Genomic DNA, 25,731 nt, shown 5'->3' with positions numbered 1-25,731 from the left:
CGGGGTGAGGCGCTCCAGCCGTGGTCCCGACCCCGGGCCCGGGATGCCCAGCCCGGTGTCGGTGATGCGGATCACCGGCGTGCCGTCCTCCAGCAGGGCGGACAGGGTCACCGATCCGCCCGAGGGCGTGTATTTCACCCCATTGGCGATCAGATTCAGCAGGATCTGGCGGATGCGGCGGTCGTCTCCGCGCAAGGCGCCCACCGCCGGGGCCACCACCGCCGACAGCAGCACGCCGGCGCGCTCGGCCCGCGGGGTCAGCATGCGGACGGCGAAATCCGCCGCGGCCTCCAGGTCGCAGTGCCCCTCCTCGATGGTCAGCGCCCCGGCTTCCGCCCGCGCATGGTCGAGGATCTCGTTGATCAGCTCCAGCACATGCTGGCCGCTGTCGCGGACATTGGCGGCATATTGCCGGTAGGACGGGGTGCCGACCGGCCCCTCCGCCTCGCGGGCGATCAGGTCGGAGAAGCCGATGACGGCGTTCAGCGGCGTGCGCAGCTCGTGGCTCAGCCCGGCCAGGAACTCGCCCTTGGCCCGGTTGGCGGCCTCGGCGGCCTGCCGCGCGCTCTCCGCCATGTCGCGGGCATGGTTCAGCGCGGCGGCCAGCCGGGCGCTCTCGTCGCGTTCGGCGCTGGTCCGCTCCACCGCGTTCCGCGCCTCGGCCAGGGCCACCTGCGCCTTGCGCTCGCGGTCGAGATAGCGCATCCCCCAGGCCAGCATCCCCAGGATCGCCAGCAGGCCGACGAGGGTCTCAACCACCGTGTGCAGGGTGCGGGTGCGCCATACGGCCATCGCCACTTCGCGGTCGATGCCGGCCAGCACCACCAGCCCATAGTCGCGGACGGTCCGGTAGGCGGCGATGCGCAGCACCCCGTCCAGCGGCGATAGCGACAGGAACTGCCCCTCCGGCGCCTCGGGCAGCCGGGACTGGAACAGCGGTGCGGAGGCGACCGTGCGGCCTGCCGAGGCTTCGGGTTCCGGGCGGCGGGCGACCACCTCGCCGTTTGGCCGGTAGACGGCGATCAGCGGATCGAACTCGAAGCCCGGAATGCTGTAGGAGTCGGTCAGGTGGTTGACCCGGATCGACACGGATGCCACCCCGATGAAGCGCCCCTCGTCGTCATGCAGCGGGCGGGAAACCGGAAAGACCAGCGGATAGGACCCGGTCCGGACCGGCTGCGCCGCGCCGATGTGCAGGCGCATCCCGCTGCGCAGAGCCTCCAGGCCGCTCCGGTCGGCGAAATCGGCGATGCGGTTGGGAAAGCTGGCCGATTCGAGCACGGCCCGGCCGTCGGCGTCGTAAATCCAGATGGCGTCGGCGCCCTCGACCTGGGCGGCATGTTCGCGCAGGCGTGCCCAATGCTTCAGGTCGCGCAGCTTCTCCAGGCCGCGGGCCTCCGCCACCATGGCCGCCGCCTGGTCGAGCGCCACGTCGGCCGTGTGCACCGTGCGGCGGACATGGTCGTCGACCAGCCGGGCCATGTCCTGCACCAGGGCATAGCGGCGCTGCTGGGTGTCCTGGTAATCGTAATAGACCCTGTGGGCCGCGTTGCCCGCCAATGCGGCCAGCACGACCACCACCACCAGCGCGCCCCGTAGGAAGCGTCCCACAAATCCCCCTTCTATGTGCCGATGCGCGATGCGGCCCGCCCGAAACTTCACATCCAAACTATCACGAATCCGATGGGACGGCTGCGCTATTCGACGCCGCGCACCCCTGGGGTTTGCCCCGATGCCCCGACAGTTTCAGGGGACTTGCGGGGCCGGGAACGCCCGCCGCAGTCTCTGAAAAATAGCGCCGCCCCCCATCTTGCGCGGCTTGCCCCATGGGCCCAGATGGGCAGGCGTCTGAACCATTGGGGAGGTCGAACGATGGGTCTGTTCGATATGTTCAAGGGCAACGCGCCGCTGGAGATGAACCCGCGCCGTGCGCTGGTGGTGTCGCTGGTCTACTGCATGGGATCGGATGGCGAGATCGATCCGGAGGAGGTCGGCCATCTGGTCTCAGTCCTCGGCCGCCGCGCCTCGCGGGAGGAGCTGGACGGCTGCCTCAAATATGCGCGCAGCACCCCGCCGGACAGCTTCCTGGCCGAGGTCGCGCCGAAGCTGAACCAGCAGCAGCGGCTGTGCATCCTGCTGAACATGATCGACAGCGCCATGGCCGACGGCGAGGCGGAACAGGGCGAGCGCGACCTGATCATCCGCTTCCAGCAGGCCTTCGGCTTCGACGATGCGAGCTTGCGCCCCTATTTCGAGGCGCTGACGGCGAAAAACGCCCGGTTCGTGCTGGACGCGTGACCTGGACGCGTAACGGGGACCGCCCCCTCCCTGCTTTTCCGGGAAGGGGGCGACGTCCTTTACAGCCAGCCCGTTACAACCAGTCGGGCACCCGCTCGGCCGCCAGCATCTCCTCCACCGTCGGGCGGCGGCGGATGACGGAGAAGCGGTCGCCGTTGACCAGAACCTCCGGTACCAGCGGCCGGGTGTTGTAGGTCGAGGCCATCACCGCGCCATAGGCGCCGGCCGACAGGAAGGCGACGAGGTCGTCGTCGGCCAGCGGCGGCAGCGGGCGCTGCACGGCGAAGGTGTCGCCGCTCTCGCACACCGGGCCGACCACGTCGTAGGGCTCGGCAGCGGCGCCGTCGGCCGGCTCCGCGACGGGCACGATGCCGTGATAGGCGTCGTACAGCGACGGGCGGATCAGGTCGTTCATCGCCGCGTCGACGATGGCGAAGCGGCGGTGCAGCCCCTGCTTCACATAGATGACGCGGCTGACCAGGATGCCGGCATTGCCGACCAGCGAGCGGCCGGGCTCCAGCGTGATCCGGCAGCCGAGATTGCCGGTGATCGAGCGCACCATCGCGGCATAGTCGGCCAGATCGGGCGGCGCTTCGTTCTTGTAGGTGATGCCGAGCCCACCGCCGAGATCGAGGCGCTGGATGTCGTGGCCGTCCTCGCGCAGCTGGTGCAGCAGGGCCGCCACCCGCTCGTAGGCCGCCCGGAAGGGAGCGAGGTCGGTCAGCTGCGAGCCGATATGGACGGCGATGGCGACCGGCTTGATGCCCGGCAGGGCCGCGGCGCGGCGGTAGATCTCGCGCGCGTGGTCGTAGTCGATGCCGAACTTGTTCTCTTTCTTGCCGGTGGCGATCTTGGCGTGGGTCTTGGCGTCGACGTCCGGATTGACGCGGAAGGCGATGGGAGCCTCCACGCCCATGGACGAGGCGATCTGGCTCAGCGCCTCCAGCTCCGGCACCGATTCCACGTTGATCTGGTGGATGCCGGCCTCAAGGGCGGCGCGCAGATCGTCGCGGGTCTTGCCGACGCCGGAGAAGACGATGCGCTCGGGCGGGATGCCGCCGGCCAGGGCGCGCTTCATTTCGCCCACCGACACCACGTCGCCGCCGGCCCCCAGCTTCGCCAGGGTGCGGATAACGGCGAGGTTGGAGTTGGCCTTCAGCGCATAGCAGACGCCGGCATCCTGGCCGGCGAAGGCGCCGGCATAGGCGTTGTAGTGCGACTCCAGCGCCGCGGTGGAATAGAGGTAGAAGGGGGTGCCCACCTCCCGCGCCACATCCTCCAGCGACACGGATTCGGCGTGCAGAACGCCGTTGCGGTAGGCGAAGACGCTCATGGGAGATCCGTTGGGCGAACCGGTGCGGGCGGTCATGGGAACTGGACTCCGGAACCGGCCGGCTTACCGGGCTTCGGGTCCAGCGAAGGGTTGGGATAGGTGCGGGGGAAGGGATCGGCCTGCCCTTCGGGAACCGGGCTGTCGACGGCCTTCGGCTTCTTGCCGCAGCCGGCCAGCGCCAGGGCGCCGGCCAGGGCGAGGACGGTCAGGGTGACGGAGCGGGGAAGACGGCTGATCACAGGAAACGCTCCCGGGCGGCCTTCACCGCCTCCTGCACGCGGACGGGGGCCGGGCCGCCGAAGCTGGTGCGGCTGTTCAGCGACGCCTCGATGCTCAGCGCCGGATAGACGGCCTCAGTGATGCGCGGCTCGATGGCCTGGAGTTCGGCCAGCGTCAGGTCGGTCAGGCCGACGCGCCGGTCCTCCGCCGCCTTCACGGCGCGGCCGGTGACGTGGTGCGCCTCGCGGAACGGCATGTCCAGCTCCCGCACCAGCCAGTCGGCGAGGTCGGTGGCGTTCAGGAAGCCGCGGTCGGCCGCCTCGCGCATCGCCGGGACGTTGGGCTGCATGTCGCGCACCATGCCTTCCATGGCGGCGATGCAGAGCGCCAGGGTGTCGTCGGCCTCGAACACCGGCTCCTTGTCCTCCTGCATGTCCTTGGAATAGGCCAGCGGCAGGCCCTTCATGGCGATCAGCAGGCTGTTCAGCGAGCCGATGACGCGGCCGGCCTTGGCGCGCACCAGCTCCGCCGCGTCGGGGTTCTTCTTCTGCGGCATGATGGACGAGCCGGTGGTGAAGGCGTCCGACAGCCTGATGAAGCGGAACTGGGCCGAGCACCAGATCACAATCTCCTCGGCGAAGCGCGACAGATGCATGCCGCAGATCGACGCCGCCGACAGGTATTCCAGCGCGAAGTCGCGGTCGGACACCGCGTCCAGCGAGTTGGCGGTCGGCCGGTTGAAGCCCAGCGCCTCCGCCGTCATGAAGCGGTCGATGGGGTAGGGGGTGCCGGCCAGTGCCGCCGAGCCCAGCGGGCATTCGTTCAGCCGGCAGCGGGCATCGCGGAAGCGGCTGCGGTCGCGCCCGAACATCTCGACATAGGCCAGCAGGTGATGGGCGAAGCTGATCGGCTGCGCCGCCTGCAAATGGGTGAAGCCGGGCATCACCGTCCCGGTGTGCTGCTCCGCCAGGTCGATCAGCGCGGTCTGCAGCGCGGTCAGGCCGGCGATGGTGCGGTCGATGGCGTCGCGCACCCACAGCTTGAAATCGGTCGCCACCTGGTCGTTGCGCGAGCGGCCGGTGTGCAGGCGCTTGGCCGGTTCGCCGATCAGTTCGGCCAGCCGGGCCTCCACATTCATGTGGATGTCCTCCAGCTCCACCTTGAAGGTGAAGCTGCCGGCGTCAATCTCTGCCTTTACGCGGTCGAGCCCGTCGATGATGGCGTCGGCGTCGGCCTGGGTTATGATGCCCTGCTTGGCCAGCATCGCGGCATGGGCCTTCGACCCGGCAATGTCCTGGTCGGCAAGCCGCTTGTCGAAGCCGATGGAGGCGTTGATCTTCTCCATGATGGCGGCGGGACCGCGCGCGAATCGCCCGCCCCACATCTGGCTGGCGGCGGGTGCGGCAGAGCCGGTGGAGGCGCCGGTTGCTGCGGCGGAAGTCGGCGGGGTCTGATCGGCGCTCATGGGGACGGATACCGGGGCATTCGGGTGAAGGGGAGCGAGGAAGCGTGAGTATGCGGACTTTGACGGCTGTCGCAACGGTTTGTGTGTGCATGGCCGGGGCCGGCCTGTGGTGGAGCGCCGGTGCGGCGCCCAACCCCGCTGCCGGCACGCCGGAGGTGGTGCGGCTGGGCGCGCCCGATGCCGGGCTGACGGCCACGCCCGTCGCCTCCACCGGTGCCGACAAGCTGGAGAAGTTCAAGGGGGCGGAGCCCAAGCCGATGCCGCCCCTGTCCTTCGTCGATGCCGAGGGGCGACGGGTCGATCTGGCCGATTTCAAGGACCGGGTGATCCTGCTGAACCTGTGGGCGACCTGGTGCGGGCCGTGCGTGAAGGAGATGCCGTCGCTCGACCGGCTCCAGGCCCAGCTGGGCGGCGATGCCTTCCAGGTGGTGGCGCTGTCGCTGGACCGCGGCGGGCGGACGGCGGTGGAGCCCTTTTATAAGAAGACGGGGGTGGAACATCTGACGGTCTTCCTCGATCCGGGTTCGGAGTCGATGAAGGCGCTGTCCTTGCGCGGCCTGCCCACCACCATCCTGGTCGATCCCGAGGGACGTGAGCTTGGCCGCGTCGAAGGGGCGGTGGAGTGGGATTCGCCGGAGGTCGTCGCCTTCCTGCGCCAGTTTCTCGGCCGCGGCGGCAATAGCGGCGGGCCGGCCCGCGACCGCGGCGTGATGAAGACCCGAGGCTGACGATGCGGTGGGCTTGGGGTAGAGTGAGGAGATAACCATCCGCCCGTCCCGAGCCGCCCAATGACGCAGTCCGCCTCTTCCGGCCCCAAGCGCTACACCATCGATCCCGGCATCGTGATGATGCGGCAGGGCGAGCGCGGCGACCGGGCATGGTTGATCGAAGCCGGGGAGCTGGAGGTGCTGCTGACCGCCGCGGATGGCGGCGTCCGGCGGCTGGGGGTGGTCGGCAAGGGGGCGGTGGTCGGCGAGATGGCGCTGATCGACGATGGCGAGCGGAGCGCCACCGTGCGGGCGCTGACCGAGGTGACGTGCGTCGAGGTGACGCGGGACGCCTTCCGCAGCCTGCTGAAGCGCAGCCCGCCGCTGGCGTCGTACCTGTTGCAGAGCCTGATCGCCGCCATCCGCCGCGACTACGGCCTGCCGCCGACCGAGCGGGTCGGCAACGCGGTGGATTTCCGCTCCACCAACTCGTTCCAGAAGGTGGTCGACCGCCGGATGATCCGCGAGGGGCATGTCTTCTTCAGCCCCAACGACCCGGTGAACGCCGCCTACCTGATCCAGTCCGGCCGCGTGGCGCTCCGCCCCGGCCGCGGCACGCTGGGCGAGGAGATCGCCAGCTTCGGGCCGGGCAGTCTGTTCGGCGAGATCTACCTGCTGACCGGCCGCCCGCCCGACGTCACCGCCGTGGCGGTGAGCGGCGGCATCTGCGAGGTGATCGACAAGCGCAGCTTCGAGGATGCGGTGGTGGCGATGCCGCCGATCCTGAAATCGCTGGCGCGGATCTATATCTCGCAGCTGACCAAGGCGAAGGGCGGGTGAAGCCCTATCCTCGGAACGGTAACCCTTTCCCCGGAGGAAGAGGGGCTCTCCGTTGGCCGTTCAGAAGATCTGCCAGCCAAAATTTATCCGCGCCGACTCAGACCGGATCGATCACGATCACCCGGAAGTCGTTCACGTTGGTCCGCGTCGGGCCGGTGACGACCAGATCGCCCAGCGCCTTGAAGAAGCTGTAGCCGTCGTTGTTGGCGAGGAAGGCCTTGGCGTCCAGCCCCATCGCCTCGGCCCGCTTCAGCGTGTCGGGGCGCAGGACGGCGCCGGCATTGTCCTCCGTCCCGTCGATGCCGTCGGTGTCGAAGGCCGCCGCCCGGATGCCGGGATGGCCGTCGAGCGCCACCGCCAGAGCCAGCAGGAATTCGACGTTGCGGCCGCCGCGGCCCTGGCCGCGCACCGTCACCGTGGTCTCGCCACCGGACAGGATCACGGCGGGAACCGGGGCCGGCTGGCCGTGGCGGGCGACCTGCCGGGCGATGCCGGCATGGACCTTGGCGACCTCGCGCGATTCGCCCTCGATGGCGTCGCCCAGGATGACCGGGGTGTAGCCGCGGTCGCGGGCCAGCGCCGCCGCTGCCTCCAGCGCGTCCTGCGGGGTGGCGATGATGGTGGTCTCGGCGCCGGCCAGACGCGGGTCGCCGGGCTTCGGCGTTTCGTCCGCCGCGGCTTCGAGGAAGGCGGCTACGGCCGGCGGCGGGGTGATGCCGTATTTCGCCAGGATGGCGCGGGCGTCGGCGAAGCTGGTCGGGTCGGGCACGGTCGGGCCGCTGGCGATCACCGACGGATCGTCGCCCGGCACGTCGGAAACCAGCAGCGAGACGACGCGGGCCGGGTGGGCCATGGCGGCGAGCCGGCCGCCCTTCACCGCCGACAGATGCTTGCGCACGCAGTTCATCTCGCCGATGTCGGCGCCGCTCTTCAGCAGGGCCTTGGCGACGGCACGTTTGTCCTCCAGCGTGATGCCGGGGGCCGGCAGCGCCAGCAGGGCCGAGCCGCCGCCGGAGATCAGGCAGAGCACGAGGTCGTCGGCGGTCAGCCCCTGCACCATGTCGACGATGCGCCGTGCCGCCTCCTGCCCCGCGGCGTCGGGCACAGGATGGCTGGCCTGCACCACCTCGATCCGCTCGGTCGGCAAATCATGGTCGTAGCGGGTGACGACCAGCCCGGTCAGCGGCCCCGGCCAGTGGTCCTCCACCGTCTTCGCCATGGCCGCCGCCGCCTTGCCGGCGCCGATGACCACCGTGCGGCCCTTCGGCGGCTGCGGCAGGGCCGCCGGCAACCGGGTCTCGGCGGTCACCGCGGTGAGCGCCGCCTGGAACAGGTCGTGGAGCAGGGCGTCGGCAGTGGGGGCGGTGGTCGTCATGGTCGCTCGGGCGTCGTGGATGGCGGGGTGCTTAGAATGCACGCGAATGGTTGGCAGGCCAATGGTTTGGGTAGGGCGCCATCAAGGGACGGCGCCCCAACCCCTCACTTCGACCCGACTTCGTGCCCGGCCAGCAGTTCCAGCGCGCGGAGCATGCCGGAATGGTCCCAGGCCGCCCCGCCCTGCGCGGCGCAGGCGTTGAACAGCTGCTGGCAGCTGGCGGTGTGCGGCAGCGACAGGTTCAGTGCCTTGGCACCGCTCAGCGCCAGGTTCAGATCCTTCTGGTGCAGCTCGATGCGGAAGCCGGGGGTGAAGTTGCGGTTGATCATCCGCTCGCCATGGACCTCCAGGATGCGCGAGGAGGCGAAGCCGCCCATCAGCGCCTGACGGACCTTGGCCGGGTCGGCGCCGGCCTTGGAGGCGAACAGCAGGGCCTCGGCCACCGCCTCGATGGTCAGCGCGACGATGATCTGGTTGGCGACCTTGGTGGTCTGGCCGTCGCCGTTGCCGCCGACCAGCGTGATGTTCTTGCCCATCTTCTCGAACAGCGGCTTGACCGTGTCGAAGGCCTCCTGCGGGCCGCCGACCATGATGGTCAGCGAGGCGGCCTTGGCCCCGACCTCGCCGCCCGACACCGGCGCGTCGAGGTAGGAGCAGCCGAGATCGTTGATGCGCTTGGCGTATTCCTTGGTCTCGATGGGCGAGATCGAGGACATGTCGACCACGATCTTGCCCGCCGACAGGCCGGCGGCCACACCCTTCTCGCCGAACAGCGCGGCGCCGACATGCGGGGTGTCCGGCACCATGGTGATGATGACCTCGGCCGCCGCCGCGACCTCCGCGCCGCTCGGGCAGGGGATGGCGCCCTTGTCGGTCAGCTCGGCCGGGACCGGCTTGATGTCGTGGACGTAGAGCGTGTGACCGGCGTCCAGCAGATGCCCCGCCATCGGGGTGCCCATGATGCCGAGACCGATGAAACCGACCTTCATGACGATAGTCCTTCTCTTTGAATGGATGGGGGCGCCTCAGGCGTGTGCCGGTTCGGTCTTGTAGGGGGCGAACCAGCCGAGCCCCTCGTCCGTCGTCGTCTTCGGCTTGTATTCGCAGCCGACCCAGCCGCTGTAGCCGATGGCGTCCAGATGCTTGAACAGGAAGGGATAATTGATCTCGCCGGTGCCCGGTTCGAAGCGGCCGGGGTTGTCGGCGAGCTGGACATGGGCGATGTGGGCGAGATTGGCCTCGATGGTGCGGGCCAGATCGCCTTCCATGATCTGCATGTGGTAGATGTCGTACTGCACGAAGAGATTGTCGGAGCTGACCTTGGCGATCAGGTCCAGCGCTTGGCGGGTCCGGTTCAGGTAGAAGCCGGGGATGTCGCGGGTGTTGATCGGCTCGATCAGCAGGCGGATGCCGGCGCCGGCCAGCGCGTCGGCGGCGTAGGCGAGGTTGGCGGTCAGCGTGCTCTCCGCCGTGGCGGCATCCGCCCCTTGCGGCAGGATGCCGACGAGGCAGTTGACCTGTTTGCAGCCCAGCGTGCCGGCATAGTCGATGGCGCGGGCGACGCCGTCGCGGAATTCCTGCACGCGGTCGGGCAGGATGGCGATGCCGCGCTCGCCGCCGCCCCAGTTGCCGGCCGGCAGATTGTGCAGGACCTGGGTCAGGTCATGCTGGCGCAGCTTCTCGGCCAGCGCGTCGGCGGCGAAATCATAGGGAAACAGATACTCGACCCCACGGAAGCCGGCATCGGCCGCCGCGGCGAATCGGTCGAGGAAGGGATGCTCGTTGTAGAGCATCGTCAGGTTGGCGGCGAACTGCACCATGACCGAACTCCCGGTTACGCAAATCGGCCGCCGGGATGGAGGGGCGGCCCTTGGGTTGGGAGCTTGACCGCCGCGCAGGCCCTTGAGCCAGTTCGCCGAACGGCTTTTTCACACAGCGGAAAGCGGGGTGCGCGAACGATCGGGCCTCCGATGACGCTGGCGGATGCTGCGGAACCTGATTGACGCATACGTCACCCTGAATTAGGATTCGCACCACCAATCATCAGCCTGCCCAGCGCCGCCAGAAGCGCGGGTTCGATAACCGGAGGACGCGTCCCGTGACCATGCCCGGCTCCCAGCCCTACCCGCATCTGCTGGCCCCGCTCGATCTTGGCTTCACGGTGCTGAAGAACCGGGTGCTGATGGGGTCGATGCACACCGGGCTTGAGGACCGGCGCCGCCATTTCCCGCGGCTGGCCGCCTATTTCGCCGAGCGGGCGCGCGGCGGGGTCGGGCTGATGGTGACCGGCGGCTTCTCGCCCAATGTGGAGGGCTGGCTGTCGCCCTTCGGCTCCACCCTGGCGCGGCATGGGGCGGCACGGGCGCACCGGGTCATCACCGACGCGGTGCATGCCGAAGACGGCAGGATCGCGCTGCAGATCCTGCATGCCGGCCGCTACGCCTACAGCCCGCTGTCGGTGGCGCCGTCGCGCATCAAGTCGCCGATCACCCCCTTCACCCCGCGCGCCCTGACCGCCCGGGGGGTGGAGCGCCAGATCCGCGCCTATGTCCGCTGCGCCGAACTGGCGCGCGAGGCCGGCTATGACGGGGTGGAGGTGATGGGGTCGGAAGGCTACCTGATCAACCAGTTCCTGGTGACCCACACCAACCAGCGCACCGACAAATGGGGCGGCTCCTACGAGAACCGCATGCGCTTTCCGGTGGAGATCGTGTCGCGCATGCGCGAGGCGGTCGGGCGCGATTTCATCATCATCTACCGCCTGTCGATGCTGGACCTGATCCCCGACGGCAGCACATGGGAAGAGGTGGTGCAGCTGGCCCAGGCCATCGAGCGGGCGGGGGCGACCATCATCAACACCGGCATCGGCTGGCACGAGGCGCGGGTGCCGACCATCGCCACCAGCGTGCCGCGCGCCAACTTCGCCTGGGTGACGGGGAAGCTGAAAGAGGCGGTGTCGATCCCGCTCTGCACCACCAACCGCATCAACACGCCGGAGGTCGGCGACGCGGTGATCGGCGACGGGCTGGCCGACATGGTGTCGATGGCGCGGCCCTTCCTGGCCGACCCGGACTTCGTCGCCAAGGCGGCGGCGGGCAGGGCGGCGGCGATCAACACCTGCATCGCCTGCAACCAGGCCTGCCTGGACCACATCTTCTCCGGCAAGACGGCGAGCTGCCTGGTCAACCCGCGCGCCTGCCACGAGACGGAACTGACGATTGAGCCGGCCACCAAGCGCAAGCGCGTCGCCGTGGTCGGCGCCGGGCCGGCCGGGCTCGCCTGCGCCACCACCGCGGCGGAGCGCGGGCACGAGGTGCATCTGTTCGACGCGGCGGACGAGGTCGGCGGCCAGTTCAACATGGCGAAGCTGATCCCCGGCAAGGAGGAGTTCCACGAGACGCTACGCTATTTCCGCCACCGGCTGGCGGAGACGGGCGTGGCGCTGCATCTGGGGCGGCGGGTGGGGGCCGATGAACTGGCCGGCGGCGGCTTCGACGCGGTGGTGCTGGCGACCGGGGTGGTGCCGCGCGACCCGAAAATCCCCGGCCAGGACCATCCGAAGGTGCTGACCTACATCGACGTGCTGCGCGGCGCCAAGCCGGTCGGTCGGCGCGTTGCCGTGGTGGGCGCCGGCGGCATCGGCTTCGACGTCAGCGAATTCCTGGTCCAGGAGGCGCCGTCGCCCAGCCTGGACCCGGCGCTGTGGCGGGCCGAATGGGGCGTCGCCGATCCCGCCGAGGCGCGCGGCGGCGTCGCCGGCATCCGCCCGCACCTGACGCCGCCGGCCCGCGAGGTCGTGCTGCTCCAGCGCAAGGCGAGCAAGCCCGGCGCCGGGCTGGGCAAGACCACCGGCTGGATCCACCGGGCGCAGCTGAAGATGAAGAACATCCAGGCGCTGTCCGGCGTGAATTACGAGCGCATCGATGACGAGGGGCTGACCGTCAGCTTCGGCGAGAAGCGCGAGCGGGTGCAAACGCTGGCGGTGGACAGCATCGTCCTGTGCACGGGGCAGGAACCGCTGCGCGAGCTGCACGCCCCGCTGGAGGCCGCCGGCATCGCCGTCCACCTGATCGGCGGCGCCGACGTCGCGGCCGAACTGGACGCCAAGCGCGCCATCGCCCAGGGGACGAAGCTGGCGGCGGGGCTGTAGGGGGAGCGGCTTAAACGTTATCCCTGCGAAGGGGGGGTTGCCGCCGTCCTCTCATGCGTCAGCAGCCAGCGTTTGCGCTCCACCCCGCCGCCATAGCCGGTCAGCGTTCCATCCGATCCGATCACCCGGTGACAGGGCACCACGATGCCGACCGGGTTGGCGCCGTTGGCATGTCCCGCCGCCCGCACCGCCGCCGGACGCCCGGCCAGCGCCGCCAGCTCGCGGTAGCTGACGGTGCCGCCGCAGGGAATCCCGCGCAGCGCCGCCCACACCGCGCGCTGGAACGGTGTCCCGCCGGTGCGCACCGGCAGCCGGTCGATGACGGCAAGCTCGCCCGCGAAATAGGCATCCATCGCCCGCGTCAGCCCACCCGGATCGCCGGCCGGCCGCAGCTCGTAGCCGCCGGGATGGTGCAGGCGCAGCAGCCGGTGCAGCCGGTCCTCATGGTCGGTCCAGTCGATGGCGCGCAGGGCGCCGTCCTCGTCCGCCACCACGATCAATTCGCCGATGGGCGTCGCGGTGCGGTCGATCAGCAGGCTTGAGAAAGCGGACATGGCGGCAACCCTATCTCACTTGCACAGGTGCGTTGCCGAAATTGAAGGCAGCGCCCTGGCGATGCAACCCTTTGATACAGCGTAATTTCCTGAATCCTACTTCGCAAATTCCCATGCGTTTCTTGCGTATCGCCGCCAAAAGAGGCGCCAAAAGGCTGAGTTGCGTGCAATCCGCATGGCTGGCATGATGAACCCATGCCTGTCCATACCGTCAATTTCTGACCGAACAGTCAGCTTTTCCGCCGCCCGTCTCCGTTGGCAGTGCTGGTTGGTTCTCTTGGCACGCGGGTTGCTGATGCTTCGGTAGACACGCCGCTCTGCGACCGAAGGGAAGCCATCCGCCATGACCCTGATCGCTACGCTTGCCATCACCGGAGACAATTCGGCTTCGCCCTACACCGACCTGACCCCGGCGATGACGCCGGTGCAGGCGCTGGCCGAGTCGAACCGCTGCCTGTTCTGCTATGACGCGCCCTGCATCAAGGCCTGCCCGACCGGGATCGACATCCCGGCCTTCATCCGCTCCATCGCCACCGGCAACCTGAAGGGTGCTGCGACGACGATCCTGTCGGAGAACATCATGGGTGGCACCTGCGGCCGCGTCTGCCCGACCGAGACGCTGTGCGAGCAGTCCTGCGTCCGCAACCGGGCGGAGGACCGTCCCGTCGCCATCGGCCGGCTGCAACGCCACGCCACCGACCGTCTGATCGACGGCGAGCCGGCCCACCCCTTCGCCCGCGCCGCCGCCACCGGCAAGCGCGTCGCCGTGGTCGGTGCCGGCCCGGCCGGCCTGTCCTGTGCCCACCGCCTCGCCACGCTCGGCCATGAGGTGACGGTGTTCGAGGCCAAGGCGAAGTCCGGCGGCCTCAACGAATACGGCCTCGCCCCCTACAAGATGGCCGACGATTTCGCCCAGCGCGAGGTCGCCTTCATCCTCGGCGTCGGCGGCATCGCGGTGGAGCATGGCCGCAGGCTGGGCGCCGACCTATCGCTCGACAGCCTGCGCGCCGACTTCGACGCCGTCTTCCTCGGCGTCGGCCTGGGGTCCAACAACCGCCTCGGCATCCCCGGCGAGGAGCGTGCGGGCGTCGAGGACGCCACCGCCTTCATCGAGCGGGTGCGTCAGGCACTCCCCGGCCAGCCGCCGGCGGTGGGGCGCAGCGTCGTGGTGATCGGCGGCGGCAACACCGCGGTGGACGCGGCCATCCAGGCCAAGCGCCTGGGTGCCGAGGACGTCACCCTGGTCTACCGCCGCGGCCGGGCCCAGATGGGCGCCACCGGCTGGGAGCAGGAACTGGCGCAGACCGAGGGCGTCGTCCTCAAGACCTTCGCCGCTCCCAAAGAGATCGGCGAGACCAGCATCACCTTCGAGCGCACCAGCCTGACCGACGGCAAACTGTCCGGCACCGGCGAGACCTTCACCCTCCAGGCCGACATGGTGCTGAAGGCGGTCGGGCAGAAGCTGTCGGCCGAGGCGCTCGGCGGGCTGGAGGTCACCGGCGGCAAGATCGCCGTCGACGGCGCCTACCGCACGACGCTTGCCAAGGTCTGGGCCGGCGGCGACTGCGTCGCCACGGGCGAGGACCTGACGGTCCAGTCCGTGCAGGACGGCAAGCTCGCCGCCCTCGCCATCCACAGCCACCTGACCGCCTGAGGAAAGGGAGCCACATCATGGCCGATCTTCGCAGCACCATCGCCGGCATCCGCTCCCCCAACCCCTTCTGGCTGGCGTCGGCCCCGCCGACCGACAAGGCCTACAACGTCGTCCGCGCCTTCAAGGCGGGCTGGGGCGGTGTGGTCTGGAAGACGCTGGGCGAGGACCCGCCGGTGGTCAACGTCTCCAGCCGTTATGGCGCGCATCTCGACACCGACCGCCGGATGATCGGCTTCAACAACATCGAGCTGATTTCCGACCGGCCGCTGGAGGTCAATCTTCAGGAGATCATCGAGGTCAAGCGCGACTGGCCCGACCGCGCCATGGTCGTCTCGCTGATGGCCCGCATCGAGGAGGAGGCCTGGGCCAACCTCGCGCGCCGCATCGCCGAGACGGGAGCCGCCGACGGGCTGGAACTCAACCTCGGCTGCCCGCACGGCATGTGCGAGCGCGGCATGGGCTCCGCCATCGGGCAGGTGCCGGAGATGGTGGAGCAGGTCACCCGCTGGGTGAAGAACGCCGTCAACCTGCCGGTGATCGTCAAGCTGACCCCCAACATCACCAACATCCTGTGGTCGGCCGAAGCGGCGAAGCGCGGCGGTGCCGACGCTGTGTCGCTGATCAACACCGTCAACTCCATCGTCGCGGTCGATCTCGACGCCATGGCGCCGACCCCGGTGGTCGACGGCAAGGGCAGCCATGGCGGCTATTGCGGCCCGGCGGTGAAGCCGATCGCGCTGAACATGGTGGCGGAGATCGCCCGCAACCCCGACACCCACGGCCTGCCGGTCAGCGGCATCGGCGGCGTCACCACATGGCGCGACGCGGCGGAGTTCCTGGCGCTCGGCGCCACCAACGTCCAGGTCTGCACCGCCGCCATGACCTACGGCTTCAAGATCGTCGAGGACATGATCGGCGGCCTGTCCAACTGGATGGACGAGAAGGGATACCGGACCCTGGACGAGTTGAGCGGCCGCGCCGTGCGCAACGTCGTCAACTGGAACGACCTGAACATGAACTTCTCGACCAAGGCGGTGATCGACCCCGCCTTGTGCATCGATTGCGGCCGCTGCCACATCGTCTGCGAGGACACCTCGCACCAGGCGATCCGCATCGACCAGGGAGACGGCCGCCGCGTCTTCACCGTGGTCAACGAGGAGTGCGTCGGCTGCAACCTGTGCAGCCATGTCTGCCCGGTGCCGGACTGCATCACCATGGTGCCGGAGCAGACCGACCTGCCCTACGTCACCTGGCCCAACGACGCCCGCAACCCGATGCGCGTCCCCGAAGCCGCCGAATAGTCAGCCGCCGAACAAAGAACGACGTTCAGGAGAGAGCAACATGTCCACCCCGCAGAATGTCGCCGTGAACGGTTCGCGCCTGTGGCAGAGCCTGATGGACATGGCGCAGATCGGCGCCACGCCCAAGGGCGGCGTGTGCCGGCTGGCGCTGACCGACCTCGACAAACAGGGCCGCGACCTGTTCGTGCGCTGGTGCGAGGAGGCCGGCTGCACGATTTCGGTCGACAAAATGGGCAACATCTTCGCCCGCCGCCCCGGCCGCGACGACAGCCTGCCCCCGGTCATCATGGGCAGCCATCTCGACAGCCAGCCGACCGGTGGCAAGTATGACGGCGTCTATGGCGTGCTGGCCGGGCTGGAGGTGGTGCGCAGCCTGAACGACATGAACTACGTCACCGAGGCCCCGGTGGAGGTCGCGGTCTGGACCAACGAGGAGGGGTCGCGCTTCGCCCCGGCCATGGTGTCGTCCGGCGTCTTCGCCGGGGTGTTCGACCTGGACTACGGCCTGTCGCGTGCCGATCTCGACGGCAAGACGATGGGCGAGGAGCTGGCCCGCATCGGCTATGCCGGCGACCAGGAGGTCGGTGGCCGCAAGGTCGGCGCCTATTTCGAGGCTCACATCGAGCAGGGGCCGATCCTGGAGGTCGAAGGCAAGACCATCGGCGTCGTCACCGACTGCCAAGGCCAGCGCTGGTATGAGATCACCTTCACCGGCCAGGAGGCCCATGCCGGCCCGACCCCGATGGTCCGCCGCAAGGACGCCCTGCTCGGTGCCGCCCGCGTGGTGGATGCGGTGAACCGGATCGGCATGAAATACGGCCCGCTGGCCTGCGCCACGGTCGGGCTGATGCAGATCCACCCCAACAGCCGCAACGTCATCCCCGGCCGCGTCTTCTTCACCGTCGATTTCCGCCATCCCGACGACGGCATCCTCAAAGCCATGGACGGCGAGCTGCGTGCCGAGGTGGAGCGCATCGCCGGCGAGATCGGGTTGGAGACCGAGTTCCAGCAGATCTGGTACTACGCCCCGATCAAGTTCGACGAGAGCTGCGTCGCCGCCGTCCGCAAGGGGGTGGAGCGCACCGGCCACAGCTTCCGCGACATCGTGTCGGGTGCCGGCCACGACGCCTGCTACCTGTCGAAGGTGGCGCCGACGGCGATGGTCTTCATCCCCTGCATTGACGGCATCAGCCACAACGAGGTCGAGGAGACGACCCCGGAATGGTCGACCGCCGGCTGCGAGGTGCTGCTGCACGCCGTGCTGGACCGTGCGAATGCCATGGCGGAGCAGGTGAAAGCCCCCGCGTGATACTCTCCCTCTCCCGTCCCGGGAGAGGGAAGGGGCCCATGCGGAGCATGGGAAGGGTGAGGGTGCGGCAAGGATCAGAAATCCATGTCCGGAATGCCCCTCACCCTCCCCACTTCGTGGGTCCCCTCCCTCTCCCGGGGCGGGAGAGGGCACTTAGCAACAGCGATGGCGAAGGCAATGGCGCGAACGGCTGCCGAAACCACGGACACCACACAGCCCCAAGGACGCATCCGGCGTGAGAATGTCGAGCGCATCCTGAAGGCGGCCGAGCGCGTCTTCGCCGAGGCCGGCTTCGCCGGCGCCACCATGGCCGACATCGCCGAGCGGGCCGGACTGCCCAAGGCCAACCTGCATTACTATTTCGGCACCAAGGACGACCTCTACCGCGCGGTGCTCGACAACATCCTGCAGATGTGGCTGGCCCCCATCGGCTCCTTCACCCCCGACGCCGACCCGGCGGCGACGCTGACCGCCTATGTCACCGCCAAGATGGAGGCATCACGCACGCGGCCGCATGCCTCCAAGGTCTTCGCCAACGAGATCCTGCATGGCGGCACCCAGGTCGAGCGCTTCCTGGCGGAGGATCTGAAAGCGCTGGTCGACGCCAAGGCTGCGGTGATCGACGGCTGGGTCGCCACCGGCCGCATGGCCCCGGTGGATGCCCGCCAGTTCCTGTTCATGATCTGGGCGGTGACCCAGCATTACGCCGACTTCGACGTCCAGATCCGCAAGGTTATGGGCCGCCGGACCCTGACCCGTCAGGACTTCGCCGCCATGACGGCGGAGGTGCTGCGGCTGGTCCTGCGCGCCGCCGGCCTGCCAGAGCCTGAAATCGCCGAAACGCCCACCGACTCCGTCCCATCCATTTCCTGAGGGAGCGCCCGAGCATGTCCACCATCCTGATCCGCGGCGGCACCGTCGTCACCGCCGAGCAAACCCGCCGCGCCGACGTCCTCTGCCAGGACGGCATCATCACCGCGGTGGGCGACGCTCTCGACGTGCCGGCGGGGGCCGAAATGGTGGATGCCGGCGGCTGCTACGTCATGCCCGGCGGCATCGACCCGCACACCCACATGGAACTGCCCTTCATGGGCACGGTGACGACGGAGGATTTCTTCAGCGGCACCGCCGCCGGCTTCGCCGGGGGGACGACGACGATCATCGACTTCGTCATCCCCAACCCGAAACAGAGCCTGATGGAGGCCTACCACACCTGGCGCGGCTGGGCGGAGAAGGCGGCCGGCGACTACAGCTTCCACGTTGCCGTGACCTGGTGGGACGAGAGCGTGCGGCAGGACATGGGCACGCTGGTCGCCGAGCATGGCGTGAACAGCTTCAAGCACTTCATGGCCTACAAGAACGCCATCATGGCCGATGACGAAACACTGGTGAACAGCTTCCAGCGCTGCCTGGAACTCGGCGCCATCCCCACCGTCCATGCCGAGAACGGCGAACTGGTCTTCCAACTCCAGAAGAAGCTGCTGGCCCAGGGCCTGACCGGCCCTGAAGCCCATCCCCTGTCCCGCCCGCCGGAGGTGGAGGGCGAGGCCGCCAACCGCGCCATCCAGGTCGCCAAGGTGTTCGGCGTGCCGGTCTACATCGTCCATGTCTCGGCCAAAGAGGCGCTGGCCGCCATCGAGCGCGGCCAGAACGACGGCCAGCGCGTGTTCGGCGAGGTGCTGGCCGGCCATCTGCTGATCGACGACAGCGTTTACCGCAGCCCCGACTGGGACTTCGCCGCCGGCCACGTCATGAGCCCGCCCTTCCGCCCGAAGGAGCATCAGGATGCGCTGTGGCGCGGTCTCCAGGCCGGTCACCTGCACACCACCGCCACCGACCATTGCTGCTTCTGCGCCGAGCAGAAGGCGATGGGCCGCAACGACTTCACCAAAATCCCGAACGGCACCGCCGGCATCGAGGACCGCATGACCGCGCTGTGGACCCACGGCGTCAACACCGGCCGGCTGACGATGAACGAGTTCGTCGCCGTGACCTCCGCCAACGCGGCGAAGATCTTCAACCTCTACCCGCGCAAGGGCTCGGTCAGCGTCGGGGCCGATGCCGATCTGGTGGTGTGGGATCCTAAGGCGACCAAGACCATCTCGGCCAAGACCCAGATGCAGAAGGTCGGCCTGAACATCTTCGAGGGCATGACGGTCACCGGCACCCCGGCCTACACGCTGAGCCAGGGCCGCATCGTCCACGCGCTGGGCGAGAGCCGCGCGGTGCGCGGCGCCGGCCGCTACATCAACCGCCCCGCCTTCCCGCCGGTCTACGAGGCGGTGTCGAAGCGCAACGCGTTGAATGTTCCGGTGGCAGTGGAGCGGTAAGCAGAAAAGCTCCCTCTCCCGTCCCGGGAGAGGGAGCTTTCCCTCCAATCACCCCACCGAGCTGGCGAACAGGAAGTTCTCCGCCGTCAGGCTGTTGCGGTCGACGCCGATCAGCTTGATCGAGTTGAACGCACCGAGGTCGATGGACAGGTCGGCGCCGTCCTGGGTCGAGTGGGTCAGCACGTCGTTCAGGTTGCTGAAGCCGCTGATGCTGCGGATGTCGACCACGTCGCCGCCGGTGCCGGCCTGGAAGTCGCCGATCACGTCCCAGCCGTCGCTGGCATGCTGGACGAAGGTGTCACGCCCGGCGCCGCCGATCATGTAGTCGTTGCCGGCGTTGCCGGTGATGGTGTCGTTGCCGCTGCCGCCGGCCAGATACTCGCCGGCCGAGGTGCCGGTGATGGTCTGGCCCGGCGTGCCGCCAGTACCGCCGCCGGTGCTGCCGCCGCCCGCGCTACCGCCAATGGCGGTGAAGGAGAAGTTGGCGGCGGTCAGGCTGCTGCGGGTGACGTTGGCGAGGATGGCGCTGTTGTTGCCGTCGAAATTCACGACGGTGTTGGCGCCGTCCTGCACGGTGACGGCCATCACCGACGCGAAGTCCTTGAAGCCGCTCCAGCCCGCGACGTTCAGCACGTCGCCGCCGCTGCCGGCCTGGAAGTCGCCGACATAGTCCCAGCCGTCGCCCGGCTTGAAGACGAAAGTGTCGCTGCCGGCTCCGCCGGTCATGTAGTCGTTGCCAGCGTTGCTGATGATGGTGTCGTTGCCGCTGCCGCCGGTGAGATAGTCGCGGCCGTCGGTGCCGGTCAGCGTCTGGCCGCCCGTGCCACCCGTCCCGCCGCCGGTGTTGCCGCCACCCGTGTTGCCACCCCCCGTATCGCCGCCTCCGGTCGAACCGCCGCCCTGGCCGAGCGTGATGGTGTTGCCGGACAGGCCGATGCTGGACGCGGCGAAGCTGCCGGCGATGCGCAGCGTCAGGTCGGAGCCGGCGGTGCCGTCGAGCCCGACATGGACCAGCGTGACGCCGTTCACCGTCTCCGCCTGGACCTTGCCGGCGGTCAGCGTGCTGCCGTTGCCGCTGCCGACCGTGCCGGACAGCGAGGCGCCGACGATGGCGAAGGCGTCGCCGGTGACGGCGCCGGTGATGCTGCCGAAGCCGTTGCCCTGGGCCGCGGTCATCGTCACGGTGTGGCGCTGGCTGCCGGTCAGGGCCAGCGTCTCGACGCTGGTCAGCGTCATGCCGCTGATGTCGATCTTCGGCGAGGCGACGTCGTTGTAATATTCGAGATTGTAGCCGTTGTAGCTGGTCAAATTGTCCGACCGCAGTTCCAGCGTGTCGGTGCCGGCGCCACCGTCGAAGCTGACCGTCCCGGCGTCGTACTGGCTGACCACGATGTAGCGGTCGTTGCCGGCATCGCCATAGATCAGGTCGTTCTGGGTCTGGGCGTAGCTGCCGGAGCTGACGATGCCGGCCAGGATGGTGTCGTCGCCGTCGCCGCCATAGACGGTATCTCGCTCCCAGTCGCCCTTCAGCAGGTCGTTGCCGGCATCGCCGTAGATCAGGTCGGCACCGCCGCCGCCGGCCACCGTGTCGTTGCCGAGTTCGCCATGCAGCTGGTCGTTGTCGGCGCGGCCGTACATCAGGTCGTTGCCGCCGCCGCCGAAGACGGTGTCGTTGCCGTCGCCGGCCTCCAGAGTGTCGTTGCCGGCGCCGCCATGCTCGACGTCGTTGCCGCCATGGCCCCAGAACCACACGGCGGTGTCGCCGGCGGTCAGGCTGTCGGCATATTCGGAGCCGATCCAGCGCTGGATGTTGACGAAGGTGTCGCCCGCCGCCTCGCCGGTGTTGTTGGCGCCGTTGGTCAGGTCCAGCGTCAGGCCGCTGGTGGCGTTCTCGTAGGTGACGATGTTGAAGCCGCTGCCGCCGACATAATGGTCGGCGCCCAGCCCGCCATTCATGGTGTCGCCGGCCGACTGGCCCGTGTTGCCGCCGCCGACCAGCGTGTCGTTGCCGATGCCGCCGATCAGGCTGTCGTTGCCGGTGCCGCCGACGATGCTGTCGTTGCCGGCCAGACCGTTGATGGTGTTGCCGCCGTTGTCGCCGATCAGCGTGTCGTTGCCGCTGGTGGCGGTGCCGCTGTAGCCGAGCCGGTGCGGCCAGGCCTCCGCGCCTGCGAACGGGCGGGCCGCCAGGATCGGGCCGGTCACCACGTCGAGATCCCAGGAGGCGCCCTGGTCGGCCAAGCCATCCGGATTGCCGACCGGATGGCTGGCGGCGGCGACGCGCGCGCCGGTGACGGCGGCCAGACGCTCCACGAAGCGGCGGCCGTTGCGTCCGGCGCCGACGTCGCAGGCGTGGATCAGGATCTCGCAGCCGGTCGCATCGGGCCAGCGGCGGTCGAGCAGGGCGCTGGTGTCGAGCGGCGTCGCCCCCAGCTTCACCACACCGGGCGCGCCATGGGCGATCAGGTGGACCGCCGCCGGGCCTGCCTCGCGGGCGGCCTCCAGAGCGTCGGCCAGCAGGCTGAGCGCGTCCTCGTCCGCGCCGACCCGGACCACCGTCACGTCCGGTGCGTGCCGGCCGATCAGCGCATCGATGTCGGCCAGAGCGGCGTCGGCAAGAATGATCCCGTGCATGAAAACCCCTTTCTGGGGAATTGTTGGAAGTCGTTTGCGCGTTCTGTGATGTACGGGATCATGTCCACCAAACAACATCCAATAAGCCCATCATTCCTTGGGAAGCATCCACTCCGGCCGGGCGATCTGTTTTCTCCGTCATAGCGAAAGCGGTGCGGTCTCTTTCGATTTCGACGCCATCCGGCCGGTCGGGCTTGTTGCGGCGGCTTGCCACTCTTTTTCCAGATTGGGGGGCATTACTCGAAAACTACCACCAATTCGGGAGAAAGGCCGGTGCGGCTGGGCGGAAGGCGCACAAAAAACAGGGCCATCGGGAAGATCCCGATGGCCCAGTCCAGGAGAGAAGTCGTTCAGGGGGGCGGGAGCGCCGCCTGTTTCCCGGTCCGCCTCAGTGCATCAGCATGCGCGGCAGCCACAGCGAGAAGGCCGGGACATAGGTGACTAGCAGAAGCGCGACGAAGAGCGCCCCGTAGAAGGGCGTGATGGAGCGCATCACCTCGCCCACCGACACGCCGCCGATGGCGCAGCCGATGAACTGGGTGGTGCCGACCGGCGGGGTGTTCAGGCCGAGCGCGCAGTTGATCAGCATGACGATGCCGAACTGCACCGGGTCCATGCCGTACTGCATGGCGATCGGCAGGAAGATCGGCGTGCAGATCAGGATCGTGCTGGCCATGTCCATGAAGGTGCCCAGCAGGAACAGGATGATGTTGATCAGCAGGAAGATCATCAATGGGTTGGTCGACACGCCGGCCAGCAGCTCGCCGGTCATGTCCGCCACCTCATAGAGACCCATGAGGTACTGGAACATGGTCGACACGCCGATCAGCAGCAGCACCACGCCGGTGGTCTTCACCGTCTTGGCGGCGGCGGCCAGGAACTTCTCCCAGCTCAGCGTGCGGTAGACGAAGGTGGTCAGCAGCAGCGCGTAGATCACGGCCACCGAGGCCGACTCGGTCGCGGTGAACACGCCGGTGGTGATGCCGGCCAGGATGATGACGACGATCAGCAGGCCCGGTGCCGCGGCGGCGAAGGAATGCGCCAGGATGTCCCAGCCGGGGAAGGTCCCCTTGGGATAGCCGCGCTTCACCGCGACATAGTAGGCTGCACCCAGGTTGCAGACCATCAGCAGCAGCGCCGGCATCAGGCCCGCGGCGATCAGCGCGCCGATGGACGCCTTTCCGCCGGCGGCCAGCGCATAGATGATCATGTTGTGGCTGGTCGGCATCAGCGCGCCGACGAGTGCGGCGTGGGTGGTGACGTTGACCGCGTAGTCGGCGTGGTAGCCTTCCCGCTTCATCATCGGGATCATCACGGCGCCCATGGCCGACACGTCGGCGACCGGCGATCCGGCGACGCCGCCGAACAGCGTGCAGGCCACGACGTTGGACATGCCGAGCCCGCCGCGGATGTGGCCGACCATGCTCTTGGCCGCGGTGACGATCTTGTCGGCGACGCCGCCATGCAGCATCAGTTCGCCGGAGAAGACGAAGAAGGGAATGGCGAGGAACGAGAAGACGTTCATGCCCGACATCATCTGCTGGAAGACCACCGCGACCGGCAGGCCTTCATAGAGGATGGTGCAGAGCGCCGACAGGCCGATGGCGAAGGCGACCGGAATGCCGAGGATGAGGAAGCCGAAGAAGGTGATGGACAGGATGGTCAGTTCCATGACGGCTTGACCTCCTCGCCGCGCACGATGGCGACGATATGCTCGATGGAGAAGAGAACGATCAGCACGCCCGACAGCACCAGCGGCACGTAGCGCACGGCTTCGGAGACATGAAGGTTCGGGATGGTGTAGGAGGCGACCGAGCTGCCCAGGATCCAGCCGTTGTAGGCCATGCAGGCACCGAAGATGCCGACCAGGGCGTAGATCAGCACGTCCATCTTGCGGCGCGCGCTGTCCGACAGCATCACCAGCAGCGACTCCAGCCCGATATGGCCGGCATCGCGGACGCCGACGGCGGCGCCGATCAGCGTGACGTAGAGCACCAGCACGATGGCCAGGCTTTCCGCCCAGGTCGGCGAGCTGTTCAGCACGTAGCGGCCGAACACCTGATAGAAGACGACGCACACGATCATCATCAGGCCGATGATGGCGGCATACATGCCGGTCTTGGCCAGCGCCGCGTTCATGCGGGTCAACCAGCCGGCCGCATGAGGCGGGCTGACGTCCATTGCTTGCAGCTCGATATCCATGCTGCGGCTCCCCACTCCTGAGACCCCGGCGAGGCGCGGTCCGTCCTGGAGGGGACGAAGCCGCGCGCCGCCTTGTTCTTGGCGTTACAGAAAGGTCGTTACTTGGTTTCCTGGACGCGCTGGACGAGGCTCTGCAGCTTCGGCGTGTTCGCGAACTGGGCGTAGACCGGCTTCATGGCGTCGATGAATTCCTGCTTGTTCGGAACCTCGACGATCTGGGCGCCGGCCTGGGTCACGATCTCCTTCGACTTCAGCTCGCGCTCGTCCCACAGCTTGCGCATGTAGGGCACGGAGTCCTTGGCGGCCTTGCGGACCGTGGCCTGATCGTCCTTCGACAGGCGGTCCCAGGCGACCTTGGAGAAGACCAGCACTTCCGGCGCCATCGCGTGTTCGGTCAGGGTGAAGTACTTGGCCGCCTCGAAGTGGCGGGAGGATTCGTAGGACGGGTAGTTGTTCTCGGCGGCATCGACGATGCCGGTCTTCAGCGCGGTGTAGACCTCGCCGAAGGGCATCGGCGTGGCGTTGGCGCCCAGCGCCTGGATCATGGCGACGAACAGGTCGGACTGCTGGACGCGGATCTTGGCGCCCTTCATGTCGGCCAGCGTCTTGTAGGGCTTGGCGGCCGAATACATGCTGCGCGAGCCGCTGTCGTAGAAGGCGAGGCCGATCATGCCCTGGCTTTCCATCGCCGCCAGGATTTCGTCGCCGATCGGGCCGTCCAGGACGCGGCGCATGTGGCCGGTGTCGCGGAAGATGAAGGGCAGCGCGGTGACCATCGTCTCCGGCACCACGTTGTTCAGCGGCGCCACGTTGATGCGCATCATCTCCAGCGCACCGATCTTCAGCTGCTCGATGGTGTCCTTCTCGGTGCCGAGCGCGCCGTTCGGGAACACCTTGATGCCGAGCTTGCCGTTGCTGCGCTCAGCCACCAGCTTGCCGACATAGCGGACCGCCTCGACGGTCGGGTAGTCGGTCGGGTGGATGTCGGCGGACCGGAAGTCGCGCGCGTCGGCCGGCGCAGACAGCATCGGGGCGGCCAGGATGCCGCAGACGGCACAGGCGGCCAGCAGCGCGGTGCGGACCGAAGTCAGCGAAAACTTCATAGGTTCTCCTCCTGATGGTGGGGACGAAGCCTGATGCGGCCCGTCCTTTCTTGTTCTGGCGCTGCCCGTTGACCTGAAGACGACGGGCCGCCTGCACACTCGACTGCACGTACCGTGGACGGGTGACAGACGAAGCGTGGAAGGTGGGGCTTGCGGCGGCCGGCTTTCGCAGCGCTGCGACAGCGCGGCGCGCGACCAGGCATATGCATGGCCGGCACAGGCCGCGCTTCCCTTCCTCCACCAGCCCCCCCGCTGAC

At 68.5% G+C, this 25,731-nt stretch carries 21 protein-coding genes; 9 read left to right on the top strand and 12 right to left on the bottom strand.

All coding sequences use genetic code 11. The features are described from left to right. The coding region (locus tag GBZ48_RS33060) for a sensor histidine kinase (RefSeq protein WP_343049766.1) at positions 1–1,611 on the bottom strand (1,611 nt) is incomplete at its 3' end. Between the two features lie 261 nt (positions 1,612–1,872). Here GBZ48_RS33060 and GBZ48_RS33055 point away from each other — a divergent pair. Then, entirely contained in the window at positions 1,873–2,298 is a 426-nt protein-coding gene (locus GBZ48_RS33055) for a tellurite resistance TerB family protein (protein ID WP_174474902.1), read from the top strand. A 73-nt stretch (positions 2,299–2,371) separates the two neighbouring features. On the opposite strand, the gene lysA is transcribed toward GBZ48_RS33055, so the two are convergent. The 3 genes from lysA to argH are packed head-to-tail and all read right to left on the bottom strand — an operon-like array spanning position 2,372 to position 5,315. Then, positions 2,372–3,631: a diaminopimelate decarboxylase gene (gene lysA / locus GBZ48_RS33050; RefSeq protein WP_174474905.1), complete on the bottom strand. Its 1,260-nt coding sequence runs from the start codon at positions 3,629–3,631 to the stop codon at positions 2,372–2,374. 32 nt (positions 3,632–3,663) lie between these two features. Then, on the bottom strand, positions 3,664–3,870 hold the full coding sequence (locus GBZ48_RS33045; protein WP_211105978.1) for a hypothetical protein: 207 nt from the start codon (positions 3,868–3,870) through the stop codon (positions 3,664–3,666). After that, entirely contained in the window at positions 3,867–5,315 is a 1,449-nt protein-coding gene (argH, locus tag GBZ48_RS33040; protein ID WP_174474901.1) for an argininosuccinate lyase, read from the bottom strand. The genes GBZ48_RS33045 and argH overlap by 4 nt, the downstream gene beginning before the upstream one ends. Before the next feature lie 89 nt (positions 5,316–5,404). Between argH and GBZ48_RS33035 the strand changes: the two genes are divergently transcribed. Further along, entirely contained in the window at positions 5,405–6,043 is a 639-nt protein-coding gene (locus GBZ48_RS33035) for a TlpA family protein disulfide reductase (protein ID WP_246307623.1), read from the top strand. 60 nt (positions 6,044–6,103) lie between these two features. Then, complete coding sequence (locus GBZ48_RS33030) at positions 6,104–6,862, top strand: cyclic nucleotide-binding domain-containing protein (protein WP_174474899.1); 759 nt, start codon at positions 6,104–6,106, stop codon at positions 6,860–6,862. Between the two features lie 97 nt (positions 6,863–6,959). Here GBZ48_RS33030 and GBZ48_RS33025 read toward each other — a convergent pair whose 3' ends face one another. The 3 genes from GBZ48_RS33025 to hyi all read right to left on the bottom strand — a co-directional run bounded on the left by GBZ48_RS33025 (position 6,960) and on the right by hyi (position 10,057). After that, complete coding sequence (locus tag GBZ48_RS33025) at positions 6,960–8,237, bottom strand: glycerate kinase type-2 family protein (protein WP_174474898.1); 1,278 nt, start codon at positions 8,235–8,237, stop codon at positions 6,960–6,962. Positions 8,238–8,341: 104 nt separating this feature from the next. Continuing rightward, the gene (glxR, locus tag GBZ48_RS33020) at positions 8,342–9,226 is read right to left on the bottom strand and encodes a 2-hydroxy-3-oxopropionate reductase (protein ID WP_174474897.1); all 885 of its coding nucleotides are present in this window, start codon (positions 9,224–9,226) and stop codon (positions 8,342–8,344) included. A gap of 36 nt (positions 9,227–9,262) precedes the next feature. Continuing rightward, positions 9,263–10,057 carry a hydroxypyruvate isomerase gene (hyi, locus tag GBZ48_RS33015; protein WP_174474896.1) on the bottom strand — a complete coding sequence of 265 codons (795 nt, stop codon included), beginning with the start codon at positions 10,055–10,057 and terminating at the stop codon, positions 9,263–9,265. Between the two features lie 284 nt (positions 10,058–10,341). Between hyi and GBZ48_RS33010 the strand changes: the two genes are divergently transcribed. Then, on the top strand, positions 10,342–12,387 hold the full coding sequence (locus GBZ48_RS33010; protein ID WP_174474903.1) for an NADPH-dependent 2,4-dienoyl-CoA reductase: 2,046 nt from the start codon (positions 10,342–10,344) through the stop codon (positions 12,385–12,387). A 17-nt stretch (positions 12,388–12,404) separates the two neighbouring features. Here GBZ48_RS33010 and ogt read toward each other — a convergent pair whose 3' ends face one another. Further along, the gene (ogt, locus tag GBZ48_RS33005) at positions 12,405–12,941 is read right to left on the bottom strand and encodes a methylated-DNA--[protein]-cysteine S-methyltransferase (RefSeq protein ID WP_174474895.1); all 537 of its coding nucleotides are present in this window, start codon (positions 12,939–12,941) and stop codon (positions 12,405–12,407) included. Between the two features lie 343 nt (positions 12,942–13,284). Between ogt and GBZ48_RS33000 the strand changes: the two genes are divergently transcribed. From GBZ48_RS33000 to hydA, 5 genes are all read left to right on the top strand, one after another. Further along, positions 13,285–14,595, top strand: coding sequence for an NAD(P)-dependent oxidoreductase (locus tag GBZ48_RS33000; protein WP_174474894.1), 1,311 nt, complete (start codon positions 13,285–13,287; stop codon positions 14,593–14,595). A gap of 17 nt (positions 14,596–14,612) precedes the next feature. Beyond that, on the top strand, positions 14,613–15,896 hold the full coding sequence (gene preA / locus GBZ48_RS32995) for an NAD-dependent dihydropyrimidine dehydrogenase subunit PreA (RefSeq protein WP_174474893.1): 1,284 nt from the start codon (positions 14,613–14,615) through the stop codon (positions 15,894–15,896). Between the two features lie 40 nt (positions 15,897–15,936). Further along, positions 15,937–17,205, top strand: a complete 1,269-nt coding sequence (locus GBZ48_RS32990) for a Zn-dependent hydrolase (RefSeq protein ID WP_174474892.1) — start codon at positions 15,937–15,939, stop codon at positions 17,203–17,205. A gap of 177 nt (positions 17,206–17,382) precedes the next feature. After that, a complete protein-coding gene (locus GBZ48_RS32985; RefSeq protein WP_246307622.1) occupies positions 17,383–18,078 on the top strand; it encodes a TetR/AcrR family transcriptional regulator in 696 nt (231 codons plus the stop codon). A 14-nt stretch (positions 18,079–18,092) separates the two neighbouring features. After that, a complete protein-coding gene (gene hydA, locus GBZ48_RS32980; protein WP_174474890.1) occupies positions 18,093–19,535 on the top strand; it encodes a dihydropyrimidinase in 1,443 nt (480 codons plus the stop codon). Positions 19,536–19,583: 48 nt separating this feature from the next. Here the strand turns inward: hydA and GBZ48_RS36845 are convergent, their stop codons facing one another. From GBZ48_RS36845 to GBZ48_RS32960, 4 genes are all read right to left on the bottom strand, one after another. After that, positions 19,584–22,169 (bottom strand): DUF4347 domain-containing protein, encoded by a 2,586-nt coding sequence (locus GBZ48_RS36845; RefSeq protein ID WP_174474889.1) that lies wholly within the window; start codon positions 22,167–22,169, stop codon positions 19,584–19,586. Positions 22,170–22,557: 388 nt separating this feature from the next. Then, positions 22,558–23,841, bottom strand: a complete 1,284-nt coding sequence (locus GBZ48_RS32970; RefSeq protein ID WP_109096368.1) for a TRAP transporter large permease — start codon at positions 23,839–23,841, stop codon at positions 22,558–22,560. Then, complete coding sequence (locus GBZ48_RS32965; RefSeq protein ID WP_174474888.1) at positions 23,832–24,371, bottom strand: TRAP transporter small permease; 540 nt, start codon at positions 24,369–24,371, stop codon at positions 23,832–23,834. Before GBZ48_RS32965 ends, GBZ48_RS32970 begins: the two co-directional genes overlap by 10 nt. A 98-nt stretch (positions 24,372–24,469) precedes the next feature. Beyond that, positions 24,470–25,474 carry a TRAP transporter substrate-binding protein gene (locus tag GBZ48_RS32960; RefSeq protein ID WP_174474887.1) on the bottom strand — a complete coding sequence of 335 codons (1,005 nt, stop codon included), beginning with the start codon at positions 25,472–25,474 and terminating at the stop codon, positions 24,470–24,472. Between the last annotated feature and the right edge of the window lie 257 nt (positions 25,475–25,731).

The organism is Azospirillum melinis (genome assembly GCF_013340935.1).
Taxonomy (GTDB): domain Bacteria; phylum Pseudomonadota; class Alphaproteobacteria; order Azospirillales; family Azospirillaceae; genus Azospirillum; species Azospirillum melinis.
The sequence above is the reverse complement of the archived record's forward strand: the minus strand, read 5'-3'. Positions and strand labels throughout refer to the sequence as shown.